Below are 15987 nucleotides of genomic sequence, written 5' to 3'. Positions count from 1 at the left end.
CTCTTCATGGGTGTGTCCGGCCGGCGACCGCGGTGAACTCCGCCGTATGCACTGTCCCACCGTGCCGGAAGTCCAGGTAGAGCCGGTAGGCGCCGGTCGACGGGACCTCGGCGTGGAAGACGACGTCCGGCCCGGCCGCGGTGCGGCCGTCACCGGGCTCGCCGTCCGGGTGCACGTGCAGGAAGGCCAGGTCGCCGTCGCGCAGGGCGACCAGATGACCGTACGCACCCAGGTAGGGCTGCAAGTCGGTGACCGGCCGGCCGGCCCTGCTCACCGACAGGGTCAGCCGGGACGCGGCGCCCGGGGTGAGGTCGCCGGTGAGGGTCACCGTGTATCCGTCGACGGTGGCGGTGCGGGCCGACGCCGGCAGCGGGATCGGCCGGTAGTCGCCCGGCGCGGGCACGTCCGCCCCGAGGGTGAGCCCGTCGTGCCCGGTGGGCTGGAAGTCGGCGAACACCCGATACTGCCCGGCGGCGGGCACCGCGAGGGGGATCGACCAGGTGCCGTCCGCGGCGAGCGCCGGGTGCACGTGCTGGAATCCGGACAGGTCGCGGCGGACCACGATCAGGTGCAGATCCTTGTCGTGGCTGGTGGTGTAGTGGGTGACCGGCACGCCGTCCGGTCCGGTGATCCGGAACCGGAATTCTCGCGGAGCGCCGGTGGACAACGCGGCCGAGAGCGGCGTCAGCCGGTAACCGTCCTGGCTGATCTGAAGCCCGGCCGGTACGACGTCGACGGGCTCGGCCGCGGTGTGGCCGTCATGAGCGGCGGGCGGCGCCGGGGTGTGCCCGGCGACGCGGCCGAGGCCGAGGGCGGCCGTGAACACGGCCGCCAGCCCGATCCCGAAGCCGCCGAGTTTCACAGCGGTGTTCATGGCTCTCACCTCGTGAGCTCGTAACCGGCCTCGTCGACGGCCGCGGCGACCGTGGTCTCGTCGAGGGGGTCGTTGCTGGTGACGGTGACCGCGCCGGACGCCAGGTCGACCTGGACTCCGGTCACCCCGGGCAGTTGCCCGATCTCGGCGCTGACCGAGCTGACGCAGTGCGAGCAGGTCATCCCGGTCACGGTGTAGGTCTGGGTCGCCATCACGAACTCCTGTCACGAGAACCACGGCGGCATGCTCACCGCCTCCCCATCACCTTATACCCATACCCCCCAGGGGTACCCCACCGGGCCGGCTTTATCACCGGCGCGGTACAAGCCCTTGGTCAGCGCACCCGTGGTCGATAGGCGTGCTTGCGCATGGCAGCCTTCGCCGCGGTGAGCGGAATCCGGTAGCCGGCCACGAATTCCTTCCCGCTGCTCAGGAAGTCCAGCGTCCACGACAGGTCACATGCCGCATCGCTCATATCGGAAATCGTCCGGGCCGAGTCGGCGTGGCTCGCCGCATCGACGCTCGCGTGGCAGCGCCCGTACTCGGCGCCGCCTTTCGCGAGGTAGGCGGCGATCTGTTCGACAGACTCCTCGATCTCGGACTGGTTCGCCCCGAACAGCCCCTCCGCCGCCTTCAGATCCATGTCGATCTCTTCAAGCAGGGGAACGACCCTCATCAGCCGGCGATGCTCCTCGGCATAGGTCTTCCCGGACCGGTGAACGTCCATGAGACGCTGCGCATAGGCCACCTGACTGTGCACGGCTGCCAAGCGGCGCAAGAAGTCCAGCTGTTCCCTGCGCGCCGCCTCCTCGTCGGCTCGCACCCGCGCCGCCCGCTGCAACAGGTGCGTGAGGGCCGCACCGAAGAGCACGACGAACGCGATCTCGATCAGCGCCTCCGCGATGGCCCGCTCGAACGTGTCCGGCCCCGCGATCCGGAACAGGTGATACGCGATCAGCACGAAGGCCAGCGCGAGAACCGCGGCCAGCACCCACAGCACCCGCAGACACCAGGACCCGACAGCACGGATCACATCACTCATACCCCCCGAGGCTATTGACCAAGACCACTGATCGCCATGGCCCTGAGGCGCGGACCGATCAGGCTTGCTCATCGGCGGTGAGGCGCTGTTCCAGGCGGCCGAGCAGCTCCGTGCACTGCCGGACCGCGTCGAGGTCGTCGCCCAGAACCCCGGCCAGCTCCCGCGCCCACCCCTCCCGCAGCACCCGCAGGTTGGACGCGGCCAGCTCGGTCGGGTGCACGGCCACCCCCCGGCCGGCCGCGGCCGCGCGGGAGATCATCCCCTTGCCCTCCAGCGCGCGCAGCGCCGTGCTCACGTTGGTGCGCTGCAACCGGGTCCGGCGGGCGATCTCGCTGGGCGCCGCGCCGGGATACAGGTCCACGACGCGCATCACCTGCCGCTCCGTCTCGTTGAGCGGCACCACCCGCGGGCTCTCCTCGGGCGTCCGGGAGCGCACCAGCCGGCCGACGTTGAGGATCAGATCGGCCAGGTCGGCCAGCACGGCGTCGGCGTCGTCACGGGGCATGGCCACAGCGTAGTGGATTATGGCACCATAATTATGTGCTCATAACTAAGGCGCCGGCCCAGCCGGGACACCGGGCGCGGCTGGCCCTGATACTGGGCTCGCTGAGCGCGTTCGGCGCGCTCACCATCGACATGTACCTGCCGGCCATGCCCGGCATGGCGCACGAGCTGCACACCAGCGCGCTGCTGGTCCAGCTCACCCTGACCGTGTTCGTCGTCGGGCTGGCCGTCGGCCAGGTGATCGTCGGGCCGCTCTCGGACACCTGGGGCCGGCGCCGGCCGCTGCTGGCCGGCCTGACGCTGTACGTCGCGGGATCCCTCTGGTGCGCGCTGGCGCCGACCGTCGGCTGGCTGCTCGGCGGCCGGATCCTCCAGTCACTGGGCGCGGCCGCGGGCACCGTCCTGGCCCGGGCCGTGGTGCGCGACCTGTTCGAGGGCACCGCGATGACCCGGTTCTTCTCCTCCCTGATGGTGGTCAACGGGGTGGCGCCGATCGTGGCGCCGGTCATCGGCGGCCAGCTGCTGGCCTTCGCCACCTGGCGGGCGGTGTTCCTGGTCCTCGCCGGCATCGGCGCCACGCTGCTGCTCGCGGTCGTCTTCAGCCTGCCCGAGTCGCTGCCGACCGACCGCCGGGCGCCGGCCGACCCGCGCGCCACACTGCGGACTTTCCGTACGCTCGGCGCCGACCAGCACTACCTGCGCCACGTCGTCGCCGCGGCGCTGATGTTCGCCACCGTCTTCGCGTACATCTCGGGGTCCTCGTTCGTCCTTCAGGACGCCTATGGACTCTCCGCGCAGCAGTTCAGCGTCGTCTTCGGTCTCAACGGGCTGGGCATCGTGGTGTTCGGGCAGGTCAGCGCGATGCTGGTCGGCCGGGTCGCGGACGAGCGCCGGCTGCTGCGGATCAGCCTGTCGGTGACCGCCCTCGGCTCGGCCGGGGTGCTCGCCTGCGCCGTCGCCCGGCTTCCGCTGCCGCTGCTGCTGGTCTGCCTGTTCCTGGCGGTGTCCATGCTGGGCATCGTGCTGGCCAACGCCACCTCGCTGGCGCTGGCCGGGCACGGCTCCGCCGCCGGGGCGGCCTCGTCCCTGCAGGGGTTGCTCCAGTTCCTGGTCGGCAGCCTCGCCGCCGCGGCGATGAGCCTGTCCGGTCACGTCACAGCGGTCGCCATGGGCGCCACCATGGTCGTCTGTTCCGCCGCCGCGCTCACCGTCCTGACCAAACCGTGGCGATATTGGGTATACGACCGGTGTGACAGGTAGCGGAAGAGTGGCGATCGCCGCCGGCGCGGTGGTGATCGTGTGGCTGGGGCTCGCCCATCAACTGGTCCGGCCGGAGAGTTACCAGCACTATGCGCGCACGATGGTGCAGGTGGCCGAGTCCGCCCACGACGCCGCGCAGACCGGGCGGCTGGTGGCCGAGCAGCAGCTCGCCGGGCGGGTGACCGGGGCGTTCAGCACGGCGGCCTATGCCGACGCGACGAAAGGGCTGGCCGGGGCGCAGCAGAAGTTCGCCGCCCAGGGGCCGCCCGACGAGGCGTCGAGGAGGCTGCGTGACGAGTTGAGTCCGCTGCTGGGGCAGGCGGTGGTGGCGCTCGGGGACGCCAGCACGGCCGACGACGATCAGACCCGGGAACTCTCCGCCGGCCGGCTCGGCGACCTCGCCGGGAAGCTGCGGCAGTTCGTCGAGGCGTACGCATGAAGCGCTTCTTCGCGATAGCCCTCGGCATCCTCACCGCGATCGGCGGGTTCGTCGACATCGGTGACATCGTCGCGAACGCCGAGGCCGGCGCCCGGTTCGGCCTCGCGCACGCCTGGGTGCTGGTGGTCGGCGTGGTCGGCATCTGCGTGTACGCGGAGATGGCCGGCCGGGTCAGCGCGGTCAGCGGCCGTCCCGTGTTCGACCTGGTCCGCGAGCGTCTCGGCCCGCGCGTGGCGCTCGCCAACCTGGCCGGCTCGCTGCTGGTCACGGTGCTGACGCTGGGCGCCGAGATCGGCGGTGTCGGCCTGGCACTGCAACTGGCGACCAGCGTGCACTACCTGCTCTGGGTACCGGTGGTCGCGTTCGTGCTCTGGGCGGCGCTGTGGCGGGTCAAGTTCTCGCTGCTGGAGAACGTGTTCGGGCTGACCGGGCTGGTGCTCGTGGTGTTCGCGATCGCCTACTTCCGGCTGCCCGCCGACGGCGCGGAGCTGCTGCACCAGGCCACGCATCCGGGGCCGCCCAGCGGCGAGGACTGGGGGACGTACTGGTTCATGGCGGTGGCGTTGTTCGCGTCGGCGCTCACGCCGTACGAAGTCTTCTTCTTCTCCTCCGGCGCGGTCGAGGAACGCTGGACCAGCAGGGACCTGCTGACGTCGCGGATCAACGTGTTCGTCGGCTTCCCGCTCGGCGGGCTGCTCGCCTTCACCCTGATGCTCACCTCGGCGACGGTCTTCCACCCGCTGGACATGTCGGTGGACTCGCTGTCGCAGGTGGCGATGCCGGCCGCGATCGCGCTCGGCAAGCTGGGCCTGGCCGCGGCGATCCTCGGGTTCTTCGCGGCGACGTTCGGGGCGGCGATGGAGACCGGACTGTCCACCGGCTACACCGTGGCGCAGTACTTCGGGTGGAACTGGGGCAAGCTGCGCAAGCCCCGCGACGCCGCCCGCTTCCACACGGTCGTCATGATCGGCATCCTGGCCGGGGTCGCAGTGCTGTTCACCAGCATCGACCCGATCCAGCTGACCGAGTACACCCTGGTGTTCAGTGCGGTGGCGCTGCCGCTGACGTACCTGCCGATCCTGGTCGTCGCCAACGACCGCGGCTACCTCGGCGACCGGATCAACGGCCGGCTCGCGAACGGGCTCGGCACGGTGTACCTGATCGTGGTCCTCGTCGCGGCCCTGGCCGCGATCCCCCTCATGATCGTCACCCGGATGGGCGGAGGCTGACGTGCTGATCGGATTCGACCTGTTGGACCGGCAGATCGTCGACGCCGACGGCGAGCCCGTCGGCAAGATCGACGACATCGAGATCATTGACGGTACGGTCGTCGCGCTCCTCTGCGGCCAGCAGGCGCTGGGGGAACGGATCGGCGGCGCCCTGGGACGGTGGATCGCCGCGGTCGCCCGCCGGATGTCGGAGCCACCCGATCAGCCACCGATCCGCGTCCCGGTGGACCTGATCGCCCGGGTGACCAGCGCGGTCGAGCTGAGCGTGCGGCGGGAGCTGCTCGTCGAGCCGCCGCTGGAGGGCTGGCTGCGCGAGCACCTGATCGACCGGATCCCGGGAGCGCGTGATGAGAGCTAGTGACGTGCTGGGCAAGGTGGTCGCGGGCCGGGGCCGGATCGCCGACATCGTGGTCGACCCGGACACCATGCGGATCACCGCGGTCGTCGTGGTGAAGGGGCCCTGGGGACGCCTGCTCGGTTATGAGCGGGACGAGGTGCGCGGCCCGTGGCTGCTGGAGCATTTCGCCCGCCTGGTCCTGCGCCGCGACTCGGCCGAGATCCCGTGGGACGAGGTCCCCGCCGAGATCCGCGGCGATTAGCTAGCCTGGACCCCATCGAACATTGCTGATGGGGATGGACGATGCGGCGGGTCGAGAACGCACCGAGCACGCCGGGAGACGCGTTTACCGGACCACCCGACCCGGCGCCGGCCGCCAGCCTCGACGATCTGGTCGGAACGCTGCGCCGGTTGAAGGTCTGGGCCGGGAGTCCCTCCTACGAGACGATCAAGTGCCGGGTCGATGCGGCCTGGACCTCGGCCGGTCGGCCGGCCGGCGAACTGGTGTCCAAATCCACCGTCGCCTACTGCTTCCGGCCCGGCCGGCGGCGGCTGGATCCCGATCTGGTGGTCGCGGTGGTCGAGGCGCTGCATCCCGACGCCGGATACGCGGCGGCGTGGCGTCAGGCCCTGCGTGTCGTCGGCGGCGAGATCGAGGCGGTTTCCCAGGTCCGGGTGCAGGACAGCTTGCCGCCGGATCTACCTGGATTCACCGGCCGCGCCGCCGAACTCGACCGGCTCCGCCAGGTGGCGGGCCGGGCGGACGCGGAGGTGATCGCCGCGATCGAGGGGATGCCCGGGGTCGGCAAGACCCGGCTCGCCGTCCACGCCGGCCACCTGCTCCACCACGAGCAGCCGTTCGAGCGGGTGTTGTTCGTCGATCTCCGCGGGTTCGGCTCCGACCCGGCCCAGCCACCGGCCGAGCCGGCCGCCGTCCTCGACGGGTTCCTTCGTCTGCTCGGGATGTCCGGGCAGCAGATTCCGCACGCCCTGGACGCGCGGGTCGCCGCCTATCGCGCCCGGCTGGCCGGCACCCGGACCCTCGCGGTGCTGGACAACGCCGCCACCGACGAGCAGATCCGCCCGTTGCTGCCGAACACCCCGGGCTGCCTCACCCTGGTCACCAGCCGGCGCCGGCTGACCGCTCTGCGCCGCGCGACCCATCTGTCCGTCCACGTGTTCGCCCCGGGCGAGGCCATGGCGTACCTGACCCGGGCCGTCCCCGACGGTCACGTGCGCGACGATCCGCAGGCCACGGCCCGCATCGCCCGGCGCTGCGGATATCTGCCCCTGGCTCTCGGCCTGGTTGCCGGGCACATCCGCCGCACACCGGGCTGGACGTTGCGCGACCACGCCGATCGGCTGGACGAGCGCCACCATCAGCGGCGCCTGGACACCGGCGTCGACGTCGCCCTGCACATGTCCTACCAGCACCTGCCGACCGGCCGGCAGCGCCTGCTGCGGTTACTCGCCCTGCACCCGGGCCCGGACTTGGACGTCCACGCCGCCGCGGCCCTGGCCGGCACCGACGTGCCCACCGCCCAGGCCGACCTCGACCACCTGCACCGCGACCACCTGCTGCACCAAACCGCACCGGGCCGGTACGGCTTCCACGGCCTCGTCCGGACGTACGCCATCACCAAGGCACACGACGAGGACCGCCCACCCGCCCGCCGTGCCGCCCTGACCCGCGTGTTCGACCACTACCTCGCCACGGCCGCCGCGGCCATGAGCACGCTGCATCCCACCGAGACGCACTGGCGGCCCCGGATCGCCCCGGCCGGCCCGTCGCCCCGGACCTGGGCCGACCCGGCCGGCGCCCTCCGGTGGCTGAACACCGAACGACCCGCCCTGGTGGCCGTCGCCGTCCACACCGCCACCCATGGCTGGCCCACTCACACCGTCCAGCTGTCCAGGACGCTGTTCCGCTACCTGATCGCAGGGCACCCCACCGAAGCCCGGATCATCTTCACCCATGCCCTTCGCGCCGCCGACGACGTGGACGACGCGACCGCGAAGGCGTACGCGGTGAACAATCTCGGCATCGTGGACCTCCAGCAGAACCAGCCGGGGCGGGCCGTCGAACACTTTCGCCGGGCGCTGCACCTGCACCGGCAAGCCGGTGACGCACTCGGTCAGGCCCTCGCGCGGAACAGCCTGGGCGAGATCGACGCCCAGTCGGGTCACTACGCGTCCGCGATCGACCACTTCGAGCAGGCCGTACTCCTGTGCCGGCAGTCCGGCGACCACGTCGTCGAGGCGAGGGCGCTGACCAATCTCGGCATCGCGGAGGCCCGCTGGGGGTCTCCGGCGGGCTTGGACCACCTCGCGCAGGCACTTGCCGGCAGCCGGCGGACCGGCAACCTCGCCGGTGAGGAGTTCGCGCTGATCGGCGCCGGGATCGGAGACCTCTGGACCGGTGCGTATCAGCGGGCAGGTGACCACTTCCACCAGGCTCTGCCCCTGTCCCGCCGGCTCGGCGACCGTACGGGTGAAGCGGCCGCGCTGAATTGCCTGGGCAGCTATTACGCCTACGTCGGTGACGACGGCTCGGCGACCGACCATCATCGACAGGCCCTGGCCGTCTTCCGGGAGATCGGCGACCGATGCGGCCAGGCATGGGCGCTGCACGGGCTCGCCGAGACCAGCCACCGCGCCGGTCGCCTCGAGGATGCCCGCCATCACTTCGGTGCCGCCCTGGCCCTCGCCGTCACCATCGGTGCCCGCCACCAGCAGGCACTTGCCCGTGCCGGTCTCGGCGCCGTCCACCAAGCCCTGGGTGAGCACCTGCTCGCCCGGCAGGACTACCAGCACGCCGTCGAGCTGTACACCGACCTCGACATGCCCGCGGCCGCCGACCAGATCCGCGTCCGGCTTGCCTCGCTGGGTTCCGCACGGCGATAGCGCCGCCCTCCGGACGGCGTCCTAAATCGTCCGAAGCAGACCATCGGCACGCAGCGGCGCCCGACACTCGACGGCAGTTCAGCCAACGCATCACGGGAGGACACATGACAACGATGACGCGGCGGTCGCTGCTCAAACTCAGTGCCGCGACAGGAGCGGCCGCCGGACTGGCGCTGCCGGGCACCGTACGTGCGGCACGCGCGGCACGGACGAAGAACCTTGTCGTCGTGGGGCAGAACGGCAATCTGAACATCGTGACGCCGGGCGGCGCGATGCTCATGTATTACCAGTACAACTGGCAGACCGGGCTGGGCAGCTTCATCGGGCCGTCCTCCAACGGCAGCGGTTTCGAGTCGTTCAGCTCGATCGCCTCGTGCGGCGTCGCCTATACCTACGACAACATTTACGTCTGCGTCAACAGCTCCGGTGTGTACGGCTACTACTGGAAGGCCGGCCCGCGATCGTGGGCGAACAGCGGGGCGGCCGTGCGGATCGCCACGACGAGCGCCGCCGGGTGGGCCAATCTCAGCAAGGTGTTCAGCGGCGGCTGCAACCTCTCCACGCCGGACCGCCACGGCAACGTCTTCTACACGATCGACTCGTCGGGGCAGTTGTTCTGGCACAAGTACCTCGGGGTGCCCGGTGAGGGCGGCTACTGGGCCGCCAACAGCGGCCGCCGGATCGGGGTCGGCTGGGGCGGGTTCCAGTACGTCACCGCAGCGGCCACCGGCACGTTCTACGCCGTCGACAACACCGGCACCATGCGCTGGTACCGGTACACGGACCCGGATGGCGGCGCCAGCAACAACTGGGCGGCCAACCCCGGCAGGGTCATCGGAGCGGGCTGGTACGGCGGGCCGTACGGCTATCAGACGGTGCAGTCGGCCGGAGTCGACTGGAACGACGGCAACGCCTACGACGGCGGCCTCTACATGGTCGACAAGAACGGCGACCTGCGGTGGAACCGGCACCAGGACTGGTATTCCGGCAAGCCGGACTGGGACTATCCGACCGGAGGCGGCCCGATCATCGGCCGCGGCTGGATGTGAGGACCCGCCTTGTCAGTGCCGCACGACGCGGAAGGTCGCCAGTTCGGGGTCGGCCGCGTCGGGCAGCACCATCCCGGCCGCCAGCCCGGCCCGCAGGTACTCGACCACCTCCCCGGTGAACCGCTCCCCGGGCAGGATCGCCGGCACCCCCGGCGGATACGGACTGATCATCTCGGCGCTGATCCGCCCCACCGGATCCGCCACCTGCTCGGTACGCGCGAAGAACGCCTCCCGCGGATTCATCGCCTGCTCCAGATCGAGCTTCTCCAGCTTGGGCACATGCGGCGCCGGCCGATCCGGCTGCGGCGGCTTGGCCGCCAGACTCTCGCAAGCCTCCGCCAGCCGTTCGACGGCAGCCTCGTCGTCGGCGAAGGTCAGCGAGCACACCACCCGCCGCGAGTCGCCGAGCTGCACGGTCAGCCGTTTCTCCGCCTGCAACCAGTCCTTGGCCTGATACCCGGTGATCCCCAGCCCGGAGACGTCGATGCTGAGCTTCAGCGGATCCCACTCGGCGACCCCGGTCTCCCGCATGACCGAGGCGTCCATGACGGCAAGCCCGGCGACCCGGTTCAGCCGGGTCCGAACCCGGTCGGCCCGGTCCAGCGCGCAGTCCAGCAGCCGCTGACCGGCGGCGACCATGTGCCGGCGGAACCCGTCGATCGAGGCATAGAGCAGTGCCGACGGGCTGGTGGTGGTGATCAGGTCGAGCCGGAGCCGCAGGTCGACCGGATCCACCCGGTCGCCCCCGCCGACCAGGATCATCGACGCCTGGCACAGGCCACCGCCGGCCTTGTGCAGGCTCTGCACGGCCAGGTCCGCGCCGGCCTCGACCGCCGCGGTCGGCAGCCCCTCATGGAACGGGAAATGCGCTCCCCACGCCTCGTCGACCAGCAGCGGAACACCCCGCCCGTGGCAGAGGGCGGCAATGCCCCGCACATCGGCGCCGCACCCGTACTCGGTAGGCGTGATGATCATGACGGCGGCGATGTCCGGATCGGCGTCCAGGGCCGCCGCCACGTCACCGGTGCCGGCCGGATGCGCGATCTGCCGCTCGCGATCCCACCGTGGATGCAGCCAGACCGGCTCGGCACCCGCCATGATCATCGAGGCGACCACCGACTTGTGCACGTTGCGGTCGGCGAGGATCTTCCGCCCCGGTCCGAGCAGCGCCAGCATCGCGGTATGCATGGAGATGCTCGACCCGCAGGTGGCGAAGACCGCGTCGGTCGCCCCGACCGCCTCGGCGAACAGTTTCTCCGCCTCGCCGACCGCCTCCTTCGCGAAGATCACGTCAGCCGCGAAAGCGTCCCGCGACAGCACCCGGGCGGTTCGCTCGTCGACGCCACGCCCGAGCCGGTGCCCGGGCAGCGCGAACGTGTAGTCGCCCTCCTCGCGGTACTGCTCGATCGCTTCGAGAACGGGTGTCCGATCCTGGTCCATCCCCGCGGCATACCACCACTATCCGGTTTAAAACCCGGCGAAGTCCCTGCTCAAGGCCGGCTCAGCGGGCGGCGAGCACCACGGACCTGGTGAGCAGCCGCGGCCGGTCCGGGTCGAGGCCGCGATGGGCCGCCAGGGCGAGCGCGAACCGCTGGGCGAGCACCAGTTGCGCGAGCGGATGCCGATCGTCGCGGTAAACGATCGCGCCCGCCGCCCGGGCCGTCTCGTCGAGCGATTCCGGCACGTCGCCGAGCGACCAGACCAGGGTCCGCGGCCCGGCCACCGCCACCGGCCCGTGCCGGAAATCCAGCGCCGGATAGGACTCCGCATGAGCCTGCGCCGCCTCGCGCACCTTCAGCGCCGCCTCGTGCGCCAGCCCCACGGTCCAGCCGGTGCCGAGAAACACCAGGTGGTCGACGTCCCCCGGGTCCGCGGGCAGGCTTGCGGCCAGTGCCGCCTCACCGTCCGCGACAACCCTTTCCCCACCTTTTCCGTACGCCCGGAGCACGGTCACGAGCACCGAGGTCGGGAACCGCGTCTGCACCACGCTGCGCTCATCGGCGAAGTCGAGCACCAGACGCGCATCCGTGAGGCCGTCGACCGGCTCGCCGCGCACGGCGGTCACCGCCACCCGCCGCACCCCGGCCGGCACCCGGCGCAGCGCGTCCAGCACCTCGGTCGACGTGCCGGAACGGGTGATCGCGACGATCCGGTCGTAGTGGCGGCGCGGCACATACTCGGAGGCGCAGACCGCGTCGGTCTCCCCCAGCCCGGCGCTCTCGCGCAGCTCGGCGATGCTCTGCGCGACGAACCAGGAGGTGCCGCAGCCGAGCACGAGCATCCGCTCACCGGGCGCGGCCAGCTCGCGACGGGCGTCGCCGGTGAGCGACTCGGTCTGCCGCCAGGTCGCGGGCTGGCTGAATACCTCGTGGAGCGTGTTGTTCATGCCCGCAACCTATGCGCGTTTGTGCTCGCTTTACAAGATGCGCGCAACAAACGAACAGTTCCGAGTGCGCACCTCGGGCGGGGGCAGCGCGCCGAAACGGACTATATTGATGGCGCGTTCGATCACCGGTGGGAGAGGGTTCCATGTCGCTGCGTCGCGCCGACCGGGTGTCGGCCATCCTCGAACGACTGGCCGGCACCGGCTCGATCGACGCCGGCCGGCTGGCCGAGGAGTTCGCCGTCTCTCCCGCCACCATCCGCCGTGATCTGCAGACCCTGGAGGACCAGCGGCTGCTGTCACGGACACACGGCGGCGCGGTCGCCGTCGACGCGGCCTACGAGCTGCCGGTCCGTTACCGGGGCGGACAGCACCGCGAGGAGAAGGCGCTGATCGCCAAGGCGACCGCGGACCTGCTGCCCAAGGGCCCGCTCACCCTCGGCCTGACCGGCGGCACCACCACGCACCTGCTGTCCCGGCTGCTCGCCGAGCGGGTCGACCTGACCGTGGTGACCAACGCGCTGAACATCGCCGCCGAGCTGGCGCTGCGTCCCCGGCTGAAACTGATCATGACGGGCGGAGTGTCCCGCACCCAGTCGTACGAGCTGGTCGGGCCGATCGCGGACCAGGCGCTCCAGGGCCTGAACATGGAGGTGGCCGTGGTCGGCGTGGACGGGATCAGCGCCCGCGGCGGCCTGACCACGCACGACGAGATCGAGGCGAACACCAACGCCACCATGATCCGCCGCGCCGACCGGGTGATCGTGGTCGCCGACGGCTCCAAGGTGGGCAAGGTGTGCCTGGCCGGGATCTGCCCGATCACCGGGGTCGCGACGCTGGTCACCGACACCGGCGCCGACCCGGCCGCCCTCGACGCGATCCGCCGGACCGGCACCGAGGTCGTCGTCGCCGGCTGAGTTCGAATCTGTTCATATGGGCAGAGGGAACCGTCAAACGCGCAAGAAACGCTATTGACAACTGCGCGTTCGATCAGTTGGAATCGGGGCCACAGCCGCGCCCTGCCGGTCTGACCAGTCCGGCACTCAGGCACCTGGAATCCGCAAGAGTCCAGGTCCGTGGTGGGCGGATCCTCCCCTTGGAAGCCCTCATGATCGTCACGGTTACCCTCAACCCGGCGCTCGATCTCACCTACCCGGTCGAGCACCTCGTCCCCCACTGCACGCATCGCGTCAGCAAAGTGTCCGAACGCGCAGGAGGCAAAGGCCTCAACGTGGCGCGTGTCCTGCACGCGCTCGGCGAACCGGTGCTCGCCACCGGCCTGCTCGGCGGCCCGACCGGCGCTGTCGTGGCACAGCTGCTCGACGCCGAGGGCGTGCCGTCGTCCTTCGTCCCGATCACCGGCGAGACCCGCCGCACGGTCGCCGTGGTCGACCACGCGGACGCCACCGGCTTCTGGGAGCCCGGCCCGCTGGTCACGGACCCGGAGTGGTTCCGATTCGTCGATCACTTCCGCGATCTGCTCGGCGGCGCCGCGGTGGTCGCGCTCTGCGGTTCCCTCCCGCGGGGCGTGCCGATCGACGGGTACGCCCAGCTCATCCGCGCGGCGACGAAGGCCGGTGTGCCGGTGCTGCTGGACACGAGCGGTCCCGCGCTGGCCCACGGCCTGGCCGCCGGCCCCACCGTGACCAAGCCGAACGCGGCCGAACTGGCCGACCTGCTCCCCGCGCCCACAGCCGCCGAACCCGAGGCGGCCGACCCGACCCACCGGCCTCGGGGATCCACGGCGCCCCGGCACGGCAGGGATTCGCCCGACGACCTGCTTCCCGAATCCACGGCGCCCCGGCACCGCAGGGGCTCGCCCCACGACCTACTTCCCGTAAACACGGTGACCAGGCGGGGCCCGGCCTCGCCCGCCGGCCAGCCTCTCGGAACCGGGGAGGCCGAGCCCGGCATGGCTGGACCAGCCGGCTTGGCTCCCGGGTTCACCGGCACAGACGCTCCCGGGATCACCGGCACAGACGCTCTCGGGTTCACCGGCACAGACGTTCGTCGGCTGACCGGCGGCACCGTGGTCGTCACCGACGGGGCGGCCGGGCTGCGGGCGATCACCCCGGACGGCGAGTTCCGCTGTGTCCCGCCGCGGCCGGTCACCGGCAATCCGACCGGAGCCGGGGACGCGTGTGCCGCCGCCCTCGCCCGTGGCATGCGCGACGGGACCGCCTGGCCCGCGCTGCTGGCCGATGCTGTCGCGCTGAGCGCCGCGGCCGTGGCCAGCCCGGTCGCAGGCGCCTTCGACAAAGCCGTTTACCAGGACTTTCTGACCCCAGGAGGAATCTCGTGCTGACCCCGACCGGCGAGCTCGTCACCGCGGCGCGAGCGCGTGGCCGGGCCGTCTGCGCCTTCAACGTGATCACCGTGGAGCACGCCGAGGCGATCGTGAGCGGGGCGGAGGCCGCCGGCTGCCCGGTGATCCTCCAGGTCAGCGAGAACGCGGTGCGCTTCCACCACGGCCGGCTCGCCCCGATCGCCGCGGCCGCCCGCGCTGTCGCGGCCGCCGCTCACGTGCCGGTCGCGCTGCATCTCGATCACGTCGTCTCCGCCGAGTTGCTCGACCAGGCCGCCCCGAACGGCTTCGGCTCGGTGATGGTCGACGCGTCGCGTCTGGCGTACCGGGAAAATGTCGCAGCGACCGCGAGGGCCGCCGCGGCCTGTCACGCGGCGGGCCTCTGGGTGGAGAGCGAACTGGGCGAGGTCGGCGGCAAGGACGGCGCGCACGCGCCGGGCGTCCGGACCGACCCGGCGCAGGCCGCGGCCTACGTGGCCGCGACCGGCATCGACGCGCTCGCGGTCGCGGTCGGCTCGTCGCACGCGATGCTGGACCGGACGGCGCGGCTGGACCAGGACCTGATCGTGCGCCTGCGCGAGGCGGTGGCGGTGCCGCTGGTGCTGCACGGTTCGTCGGGCGTGCCGGACGACGACCTGACTGCGGCGGTGCGTGGCGGCATGGTCAAAATCAACATCGGTACGGCGCTGAACACGGCCTTCACCGGCGCGGTCCGCGCCACCCTCGACGATCGCCCGGAGCTGGTCGATCCACGCCGCTATCTGACGTCGGCCCGCACCGCGATGGCCGGCACCGTGACGGCGGCGTTGCGCCTGCTCAGCGCCGGGGTGCCGGACACGGTGGCCGGCTGATCAGGACTGCTCGCCGAGATCCTTGCGGAACGCGGCGAGCATCGTCTCCTTGAACCGCTCCATCGCCTCGCCGTGCCCGGCGAACTCGTCGTCGCGAAACGGCTCGCGCCCGATCGCACCCAGCCAGGCGCGGCGGCCGAGCCGTTCCGCCTCCGCGAGCACCGGCCGCGTCTCCGGCCGGCAGAACAGCTCCAGCGTCGTCCGCCCCTCCCCCAGCCGGCGCCGCAACTCGTCGAGGTCGTCGTGCTCCCCGGGCGCGGCGGGCCCGCCCAGCAGCTTGCGGCGGAGCTGGTCGTAGACGAGCAGAAAGTCGACGATCAGCGTGCGGCGGTGCTCCAGGTTGCGGAAGTAGGACGCCTCGAACGACTGCCGTTTGTCCCGCCGATTCGCCGCGATCAGGGTCAGGGCGGAGCTGGCAAGTGCCGCGGTCAGCGTGAAACCACCGGTGACGAGCAGCGGCGCGATATTGACGTCCATGGTGCCAGTATTTCCGCGCGGTGCGGATAGGGCGCCGCCCGGAGCGCTACGCGACTCCGCCGATGACGGTCCGGCCCTCGTCGGCGGCCGAGCGGTAGAACGCCGCGATGGCATGCGAGATCAGCGTGACCTCCTGTCCCGGGCTCCACCAGCCCTCCAGCGCGAGACCGTCGGCGATCTCGGCCGCCTCCCGGGCGTTCACCGTGAACCCGTTGCCGTAGCCGAAGTCGTACTCGACCTCGGCACCGGTGCCCTCCAGGGCGCGGAGCACGCCGGAGAGACCTTCACGAGGCAAAGGCTCATGCTCACGGGGCAAACCTAGACGACTCCTCG

At 71.4% G+C, this 15987-nt stretch carries 18 protein-coding genes; 10 read left to right on the top strand and 8 right to left on the bottom strand.

The window, feature by feature from the left end; translation table 11 throughout:
• Window positions 1-4: 4 nt before the first annotated feature.
• The 4 genes from Aiant_RS41300 to Aiant_RS46795 all read right to left on the bottom strand — a co-directional run bounded on the left by Aiant_RS41300 (window position 5) and on the right by Aiant_RS46795 (window position 2421).
• Window positions 5-874: a hypothetical protein gene (locus Aiant_RS41300; RefSeq protein ID WP_189330082.1), complete on the bottom strand. Its 870-nt coding sequence runs from the start codon at window positions 872-874 to the stop codon at window positions 5-7.
• 5 nt (window positions 875-879) lie between these two features.
• On the bottom strand, window positions 880-1086 hold the full coding sequence (locus Aiant_RS41295; RefSeq protein ID WP_189330081.1) for a heavy-metal-associated domain-containing protein: 207 nt from the start codon (window positions 1084-1086) through the stop codon (window positions 880-882).
• A gap of 122 nt (window positions 1087-1208) precedes the next feature.
• The gene (locus Aiant_RS41290; protein ID WP_189330080.1) at window positions 1209-1916 is read right to left on the bottom strand and encodes a hypothetical protein; all 708 of its coding nucleotides are present in this window, start codon (window positions 1914-1916) and stop codon (window positions 1209-1211) included.
• A gap of 58 nt (window positions 1917-1974) precedes the next feature.
• The gene (locus Aiant_RS46795; RefSeq protein ID WP_189330079.1) at window positions 1975-2421 is read right to left on the bottom strand and encodes a MarR family transcriptional regulator; all 447 of its coding nucleotides are present in this window, start codon (window positions 2419-2421) and stop codon (window positions 1975-1977) included.
• A 35-nt stretch (window positions 2422-2456) separates the two neighbouring features.
• Between Aiant_RS46795 and Aiant_RS41280 the strand changes: the two genes are divergently transcribed.
• The 7 genes from Aiant_RS41280 (at window position 2457) to Aiant_RS41250 (ending at window position 9638) form a co-directional block, all read left to right on the top strand.
• On the top strand, window positions 2457-3680 hold the full coding sequence (locus Aiant_RS41280; protein WP_189330078.1) for a multidrug effflux MFS transporter: 1224 nt from the start codon (window positions 2457-2459) through the stop codon (window positions 3678-3680).
• A 7-nt stretch (window positions 3681-3687) separates the two neighbouring features.
• Window positions 3688-4119, top strand: a complete 432-nt coding sequence (locus Aiant_RS41275) for a hypothetical protein (RefSeq protein ID WP_189330077.1) — start codon at window positions 3688-3690, stop codon at window positions 4117-4119.
• Window positions 4116-5348: an NRAMP family divalent metal transporter gene (locus Aiant_RS41270; protein WP_189330076.1), complete on the top strand. Its 1233-nt coding sequence runs from the start codon at window positions 4116-4118 to the stop codon at window positions 5346-5348. Before Aiant_RS41275 ends, Aiant_RS41270 begins: the two co-directional genes overlap by 4 nt.
• Before the next feature lies 1 nt (window position 5349).
• Entirely contained in the window at window positions 5350-5706 is a 357-nt protein-coding gene (locus Aiant_RS41265) for a hypothetical protein (protein ID WP_189330075.1), read from the top strand.
• Entirely contained in the window at window positions 5696-5947 is a 252-nt protein-coding gene (locus tag Aiant_RS41260) for a PRC-barrel domain-containing protein (RefSeq protein ID WP_189330074.1), read from the top strand. The genes Aiant_RS41265 and Aiant_RS41260 overlap by 11 nt, the downstream gene beginning before the upstream one ends.
• Before the next feature lie 41 nt (window positions 5948-5988).
• Window positions 5989-8589 (top strand): tetratricopeptide repeat protein, encoded by a 2601-nt coding sequence (locus tag Aiant_RS41255; protein ID WP_189330073.1) that lies wholly within the window; start codon window positions 5989-5991, stop codon window positions 8587-8589.
• Between the two features lie 104 nt (window positions 8590-8693).
• Window positions 8694-9638, top strand: a complete 945-nt coding sequence (locus Aiant_RS41250; RefSeq protein ID WP_189330072.1) for a tachylectin-related carbohydrate-binding protein — start codon at window positions 8694-8696, stop codon at window positions 9636-9638.
• A gap of 12 nt (window positions 9639-9650) precedes the next feature.
• On the opposite strand, the gene Aiant_RS46790 is transcribed toward Aiant_RS41250, so the two are convergent.
• The gene (locus tag Aiant_RS46790) at window positions 9651-11078 is read right to left on the bottom strand and encodes an aminotransferase class I/II-fold pyridoxal phosphate-dependent enzyme (RefSeq protein WP_189330071.1); all 1428 of its coding nucleotides are present in this window, start codon (window positions 11076-11078) and stop codon (window positions 9651-9653) included.
• Between the two features lie 61 nt (window positions 11079-11139).
• Entirely contained in the window at window positions 11140-12024 is an 885-nt protein-coding gene (locus tag Aiant_RS41240; RefSeq protein WP_189330070.1) for an SIS domain-containing protein, read from the bottom strand.
• A gap of 143 nt (window positions 12025-12167) precedes the next feature.
• Here Aiant_RS41240 and Aiant_RS41235 point away from each other — a divergent pair, with 143 nt between their 5' ends.
• From Aiant_RS41235 to Aiant_RS41220, 3 genes are all read left to right on the top strand, one after another.
• The gene (locus Aiant_RS41235) at window positions 12168-12938 is read left to right on the top strand and encodes a DeoR/GlpR family DNA-binding transcription regulator (RefSeq protein WP_189330069.1); all 771 of its coding nucleotides are present in this window, start codon (window positions 12168-12170) and stop codon (window positions 12936-12938) included.
• 191 nt (window positions 12939-13129) lie between these two features.
• On the top strand, window positions 13130-14326 hold the full coding sequence (locus tag Aiant_RS46290) for a 1-phosphofructokinase family hexose kinase (protein WP_229829970.1): 1197 nt from the start codon (window positions 13130-13132) through the stop codon (window positions 14324-14326).
• Window positions 14320-15177, top strand: a complete 858-nt coding sequence (locus Aiant_RS41220) for a class II fructose-bisphosphate aldolase (RefSeq protein ID WP_189330068.1) — start codon at window positions 14320-14322, stop codon at window positions 15175-15177. Before Aiant_RS46290 ends, Aiant_RS41220 begins: the two co-directional genes overlap by 7 nt.
• Here Aiant_RS41220 and Aiant_RS41215 read toward each other — a convergent pair whose 3' ends face one another.
• On the bottom strand, window positions 15178-15654 hold the full coding sequence (locus tag Aiant_RS41215; protein WP_189330067.1) for a hypothetical protein: 477 nt from the start codon (window positions 15652-15654) through the stop codon (window positions 15178-15180). It lies immediately after the preceding gene.
• A gap of 46 nt (window positions 15655-15700) precedes the next feature.
• Complete coding sequence (locus tag Aiant_RS41210; RefSeq protein WP_189330066.1) at window positions 15701-15949, bottom strand: hypothetical protein; 249 nt, start codon at window positions 15947-15949, stop codon at window positions 15701-15703.
• Between the last annotated feature and the right edge of the window lie 38 nt (window positions 15950-15987).

Source organism: Actinoplanes ianthinogenes, assembly GCF_018324205.1.
Taxonomy (GTDB): domain Bacteria; phylum Actinomycetota; class Actinomycetes; order Mycobacteriales; family Micromonosporaceae; genus Actinoplanes; species Actinoplanes ianthinogenes.
Note: the sequence above shows the minus strand (reverse complement) of the source record. Positions and strands in the feature narration are given on the sequence as shown.

Coding starts and splice junctions, on each gene's coding strand:
- Aiant_RS41300 (WP_189330082.1), bottom strand. CDS start 874: ATGAACACCGCTGTGAAACTCGGCGGCTTCGGGATCGGGCTGGCGGCC.
- Aiant_RS41295 (WP_189330081.1), bottom strand. CDS start 1,086: ATGGCGACCCAGACCTACACCGTGACCGGGATGACCTGCTCGCACTGC.
- Aiant_RS41290 (WP_189330080.1), bottom strand. CDS start 1,916: ATGAGTGATGTGATCCGTGCTGTCGGGTCCTGGTGTCTGCGGGTGCTG.
- Aiant_RS46795 (WP_189330079.1), bottom strand. CDS start 2,421: ATGCCCCGTGACGACGCCGACGCCGTGCTGGCCGACCTGGCCGATCTG.
- Aiant_RS41270 (WP_189330076.1), top strand. CDS start 4,116: ATGAAGCGCTTCTTCGCGATAGCCCTCGGCATCCTCACCGCGATCGGC.
- Aiant_RS41260 (WP_189330074.1), top strand. CDS start 5,696: ATGAGAGCTAGTGACGTGCTGGGCAAGGTGGTCGCGGGCCGGGGCCGG.
- Aiant_RS41255 (WP_189330073.1), top strand. CDS start 5,989: ATGCGGCGGGTCGAGAACGCACCGAGCACGCCGGGAGACGCGTTTACC.
- Aiant_RS41250 (WP_189330072.1), top strand. CDS start 8,694: ATGACAACGATGACGCGGCGGTCGCTGCTCAAACTCAGTGCCGCGACA.
- Aiant_RS46790 (WP_189330071.1), bottom strand. CDS start 11,078: ATGGACCAGGATCGGACACCCGTTCTCGAAGCGATCGAGCAGTACCGC.
- Aiant_RS41240 (WP_189330070.1), bottom strand. CDS start 12,024: ATGAACAACACGCTCCACGAGGTATTCAGCCAGCCCGCGACCTGGCGG.
- Aiant_RS41235 (WP_189330069.1), top strand. CDS start 12,168: ATGTCGCTGCGTCGCGCCGACCGGGTGTCGGCCATCCTCGAACGACTG.
- Aiant_RS46290 (WP_229829970.1), top strand. CDS start 13,130: ATGATCGTCACGGTTACCCTCAACCCGGCGCTCGATCTCACCTACCCG.
- Aiant_RS41215 (WP_189330067.1), bottom strand. CDS start 15,654: ATGGACGTCAATATCGCGCCGCTGCTCGTCACCGGTGGTTTCACGCTG.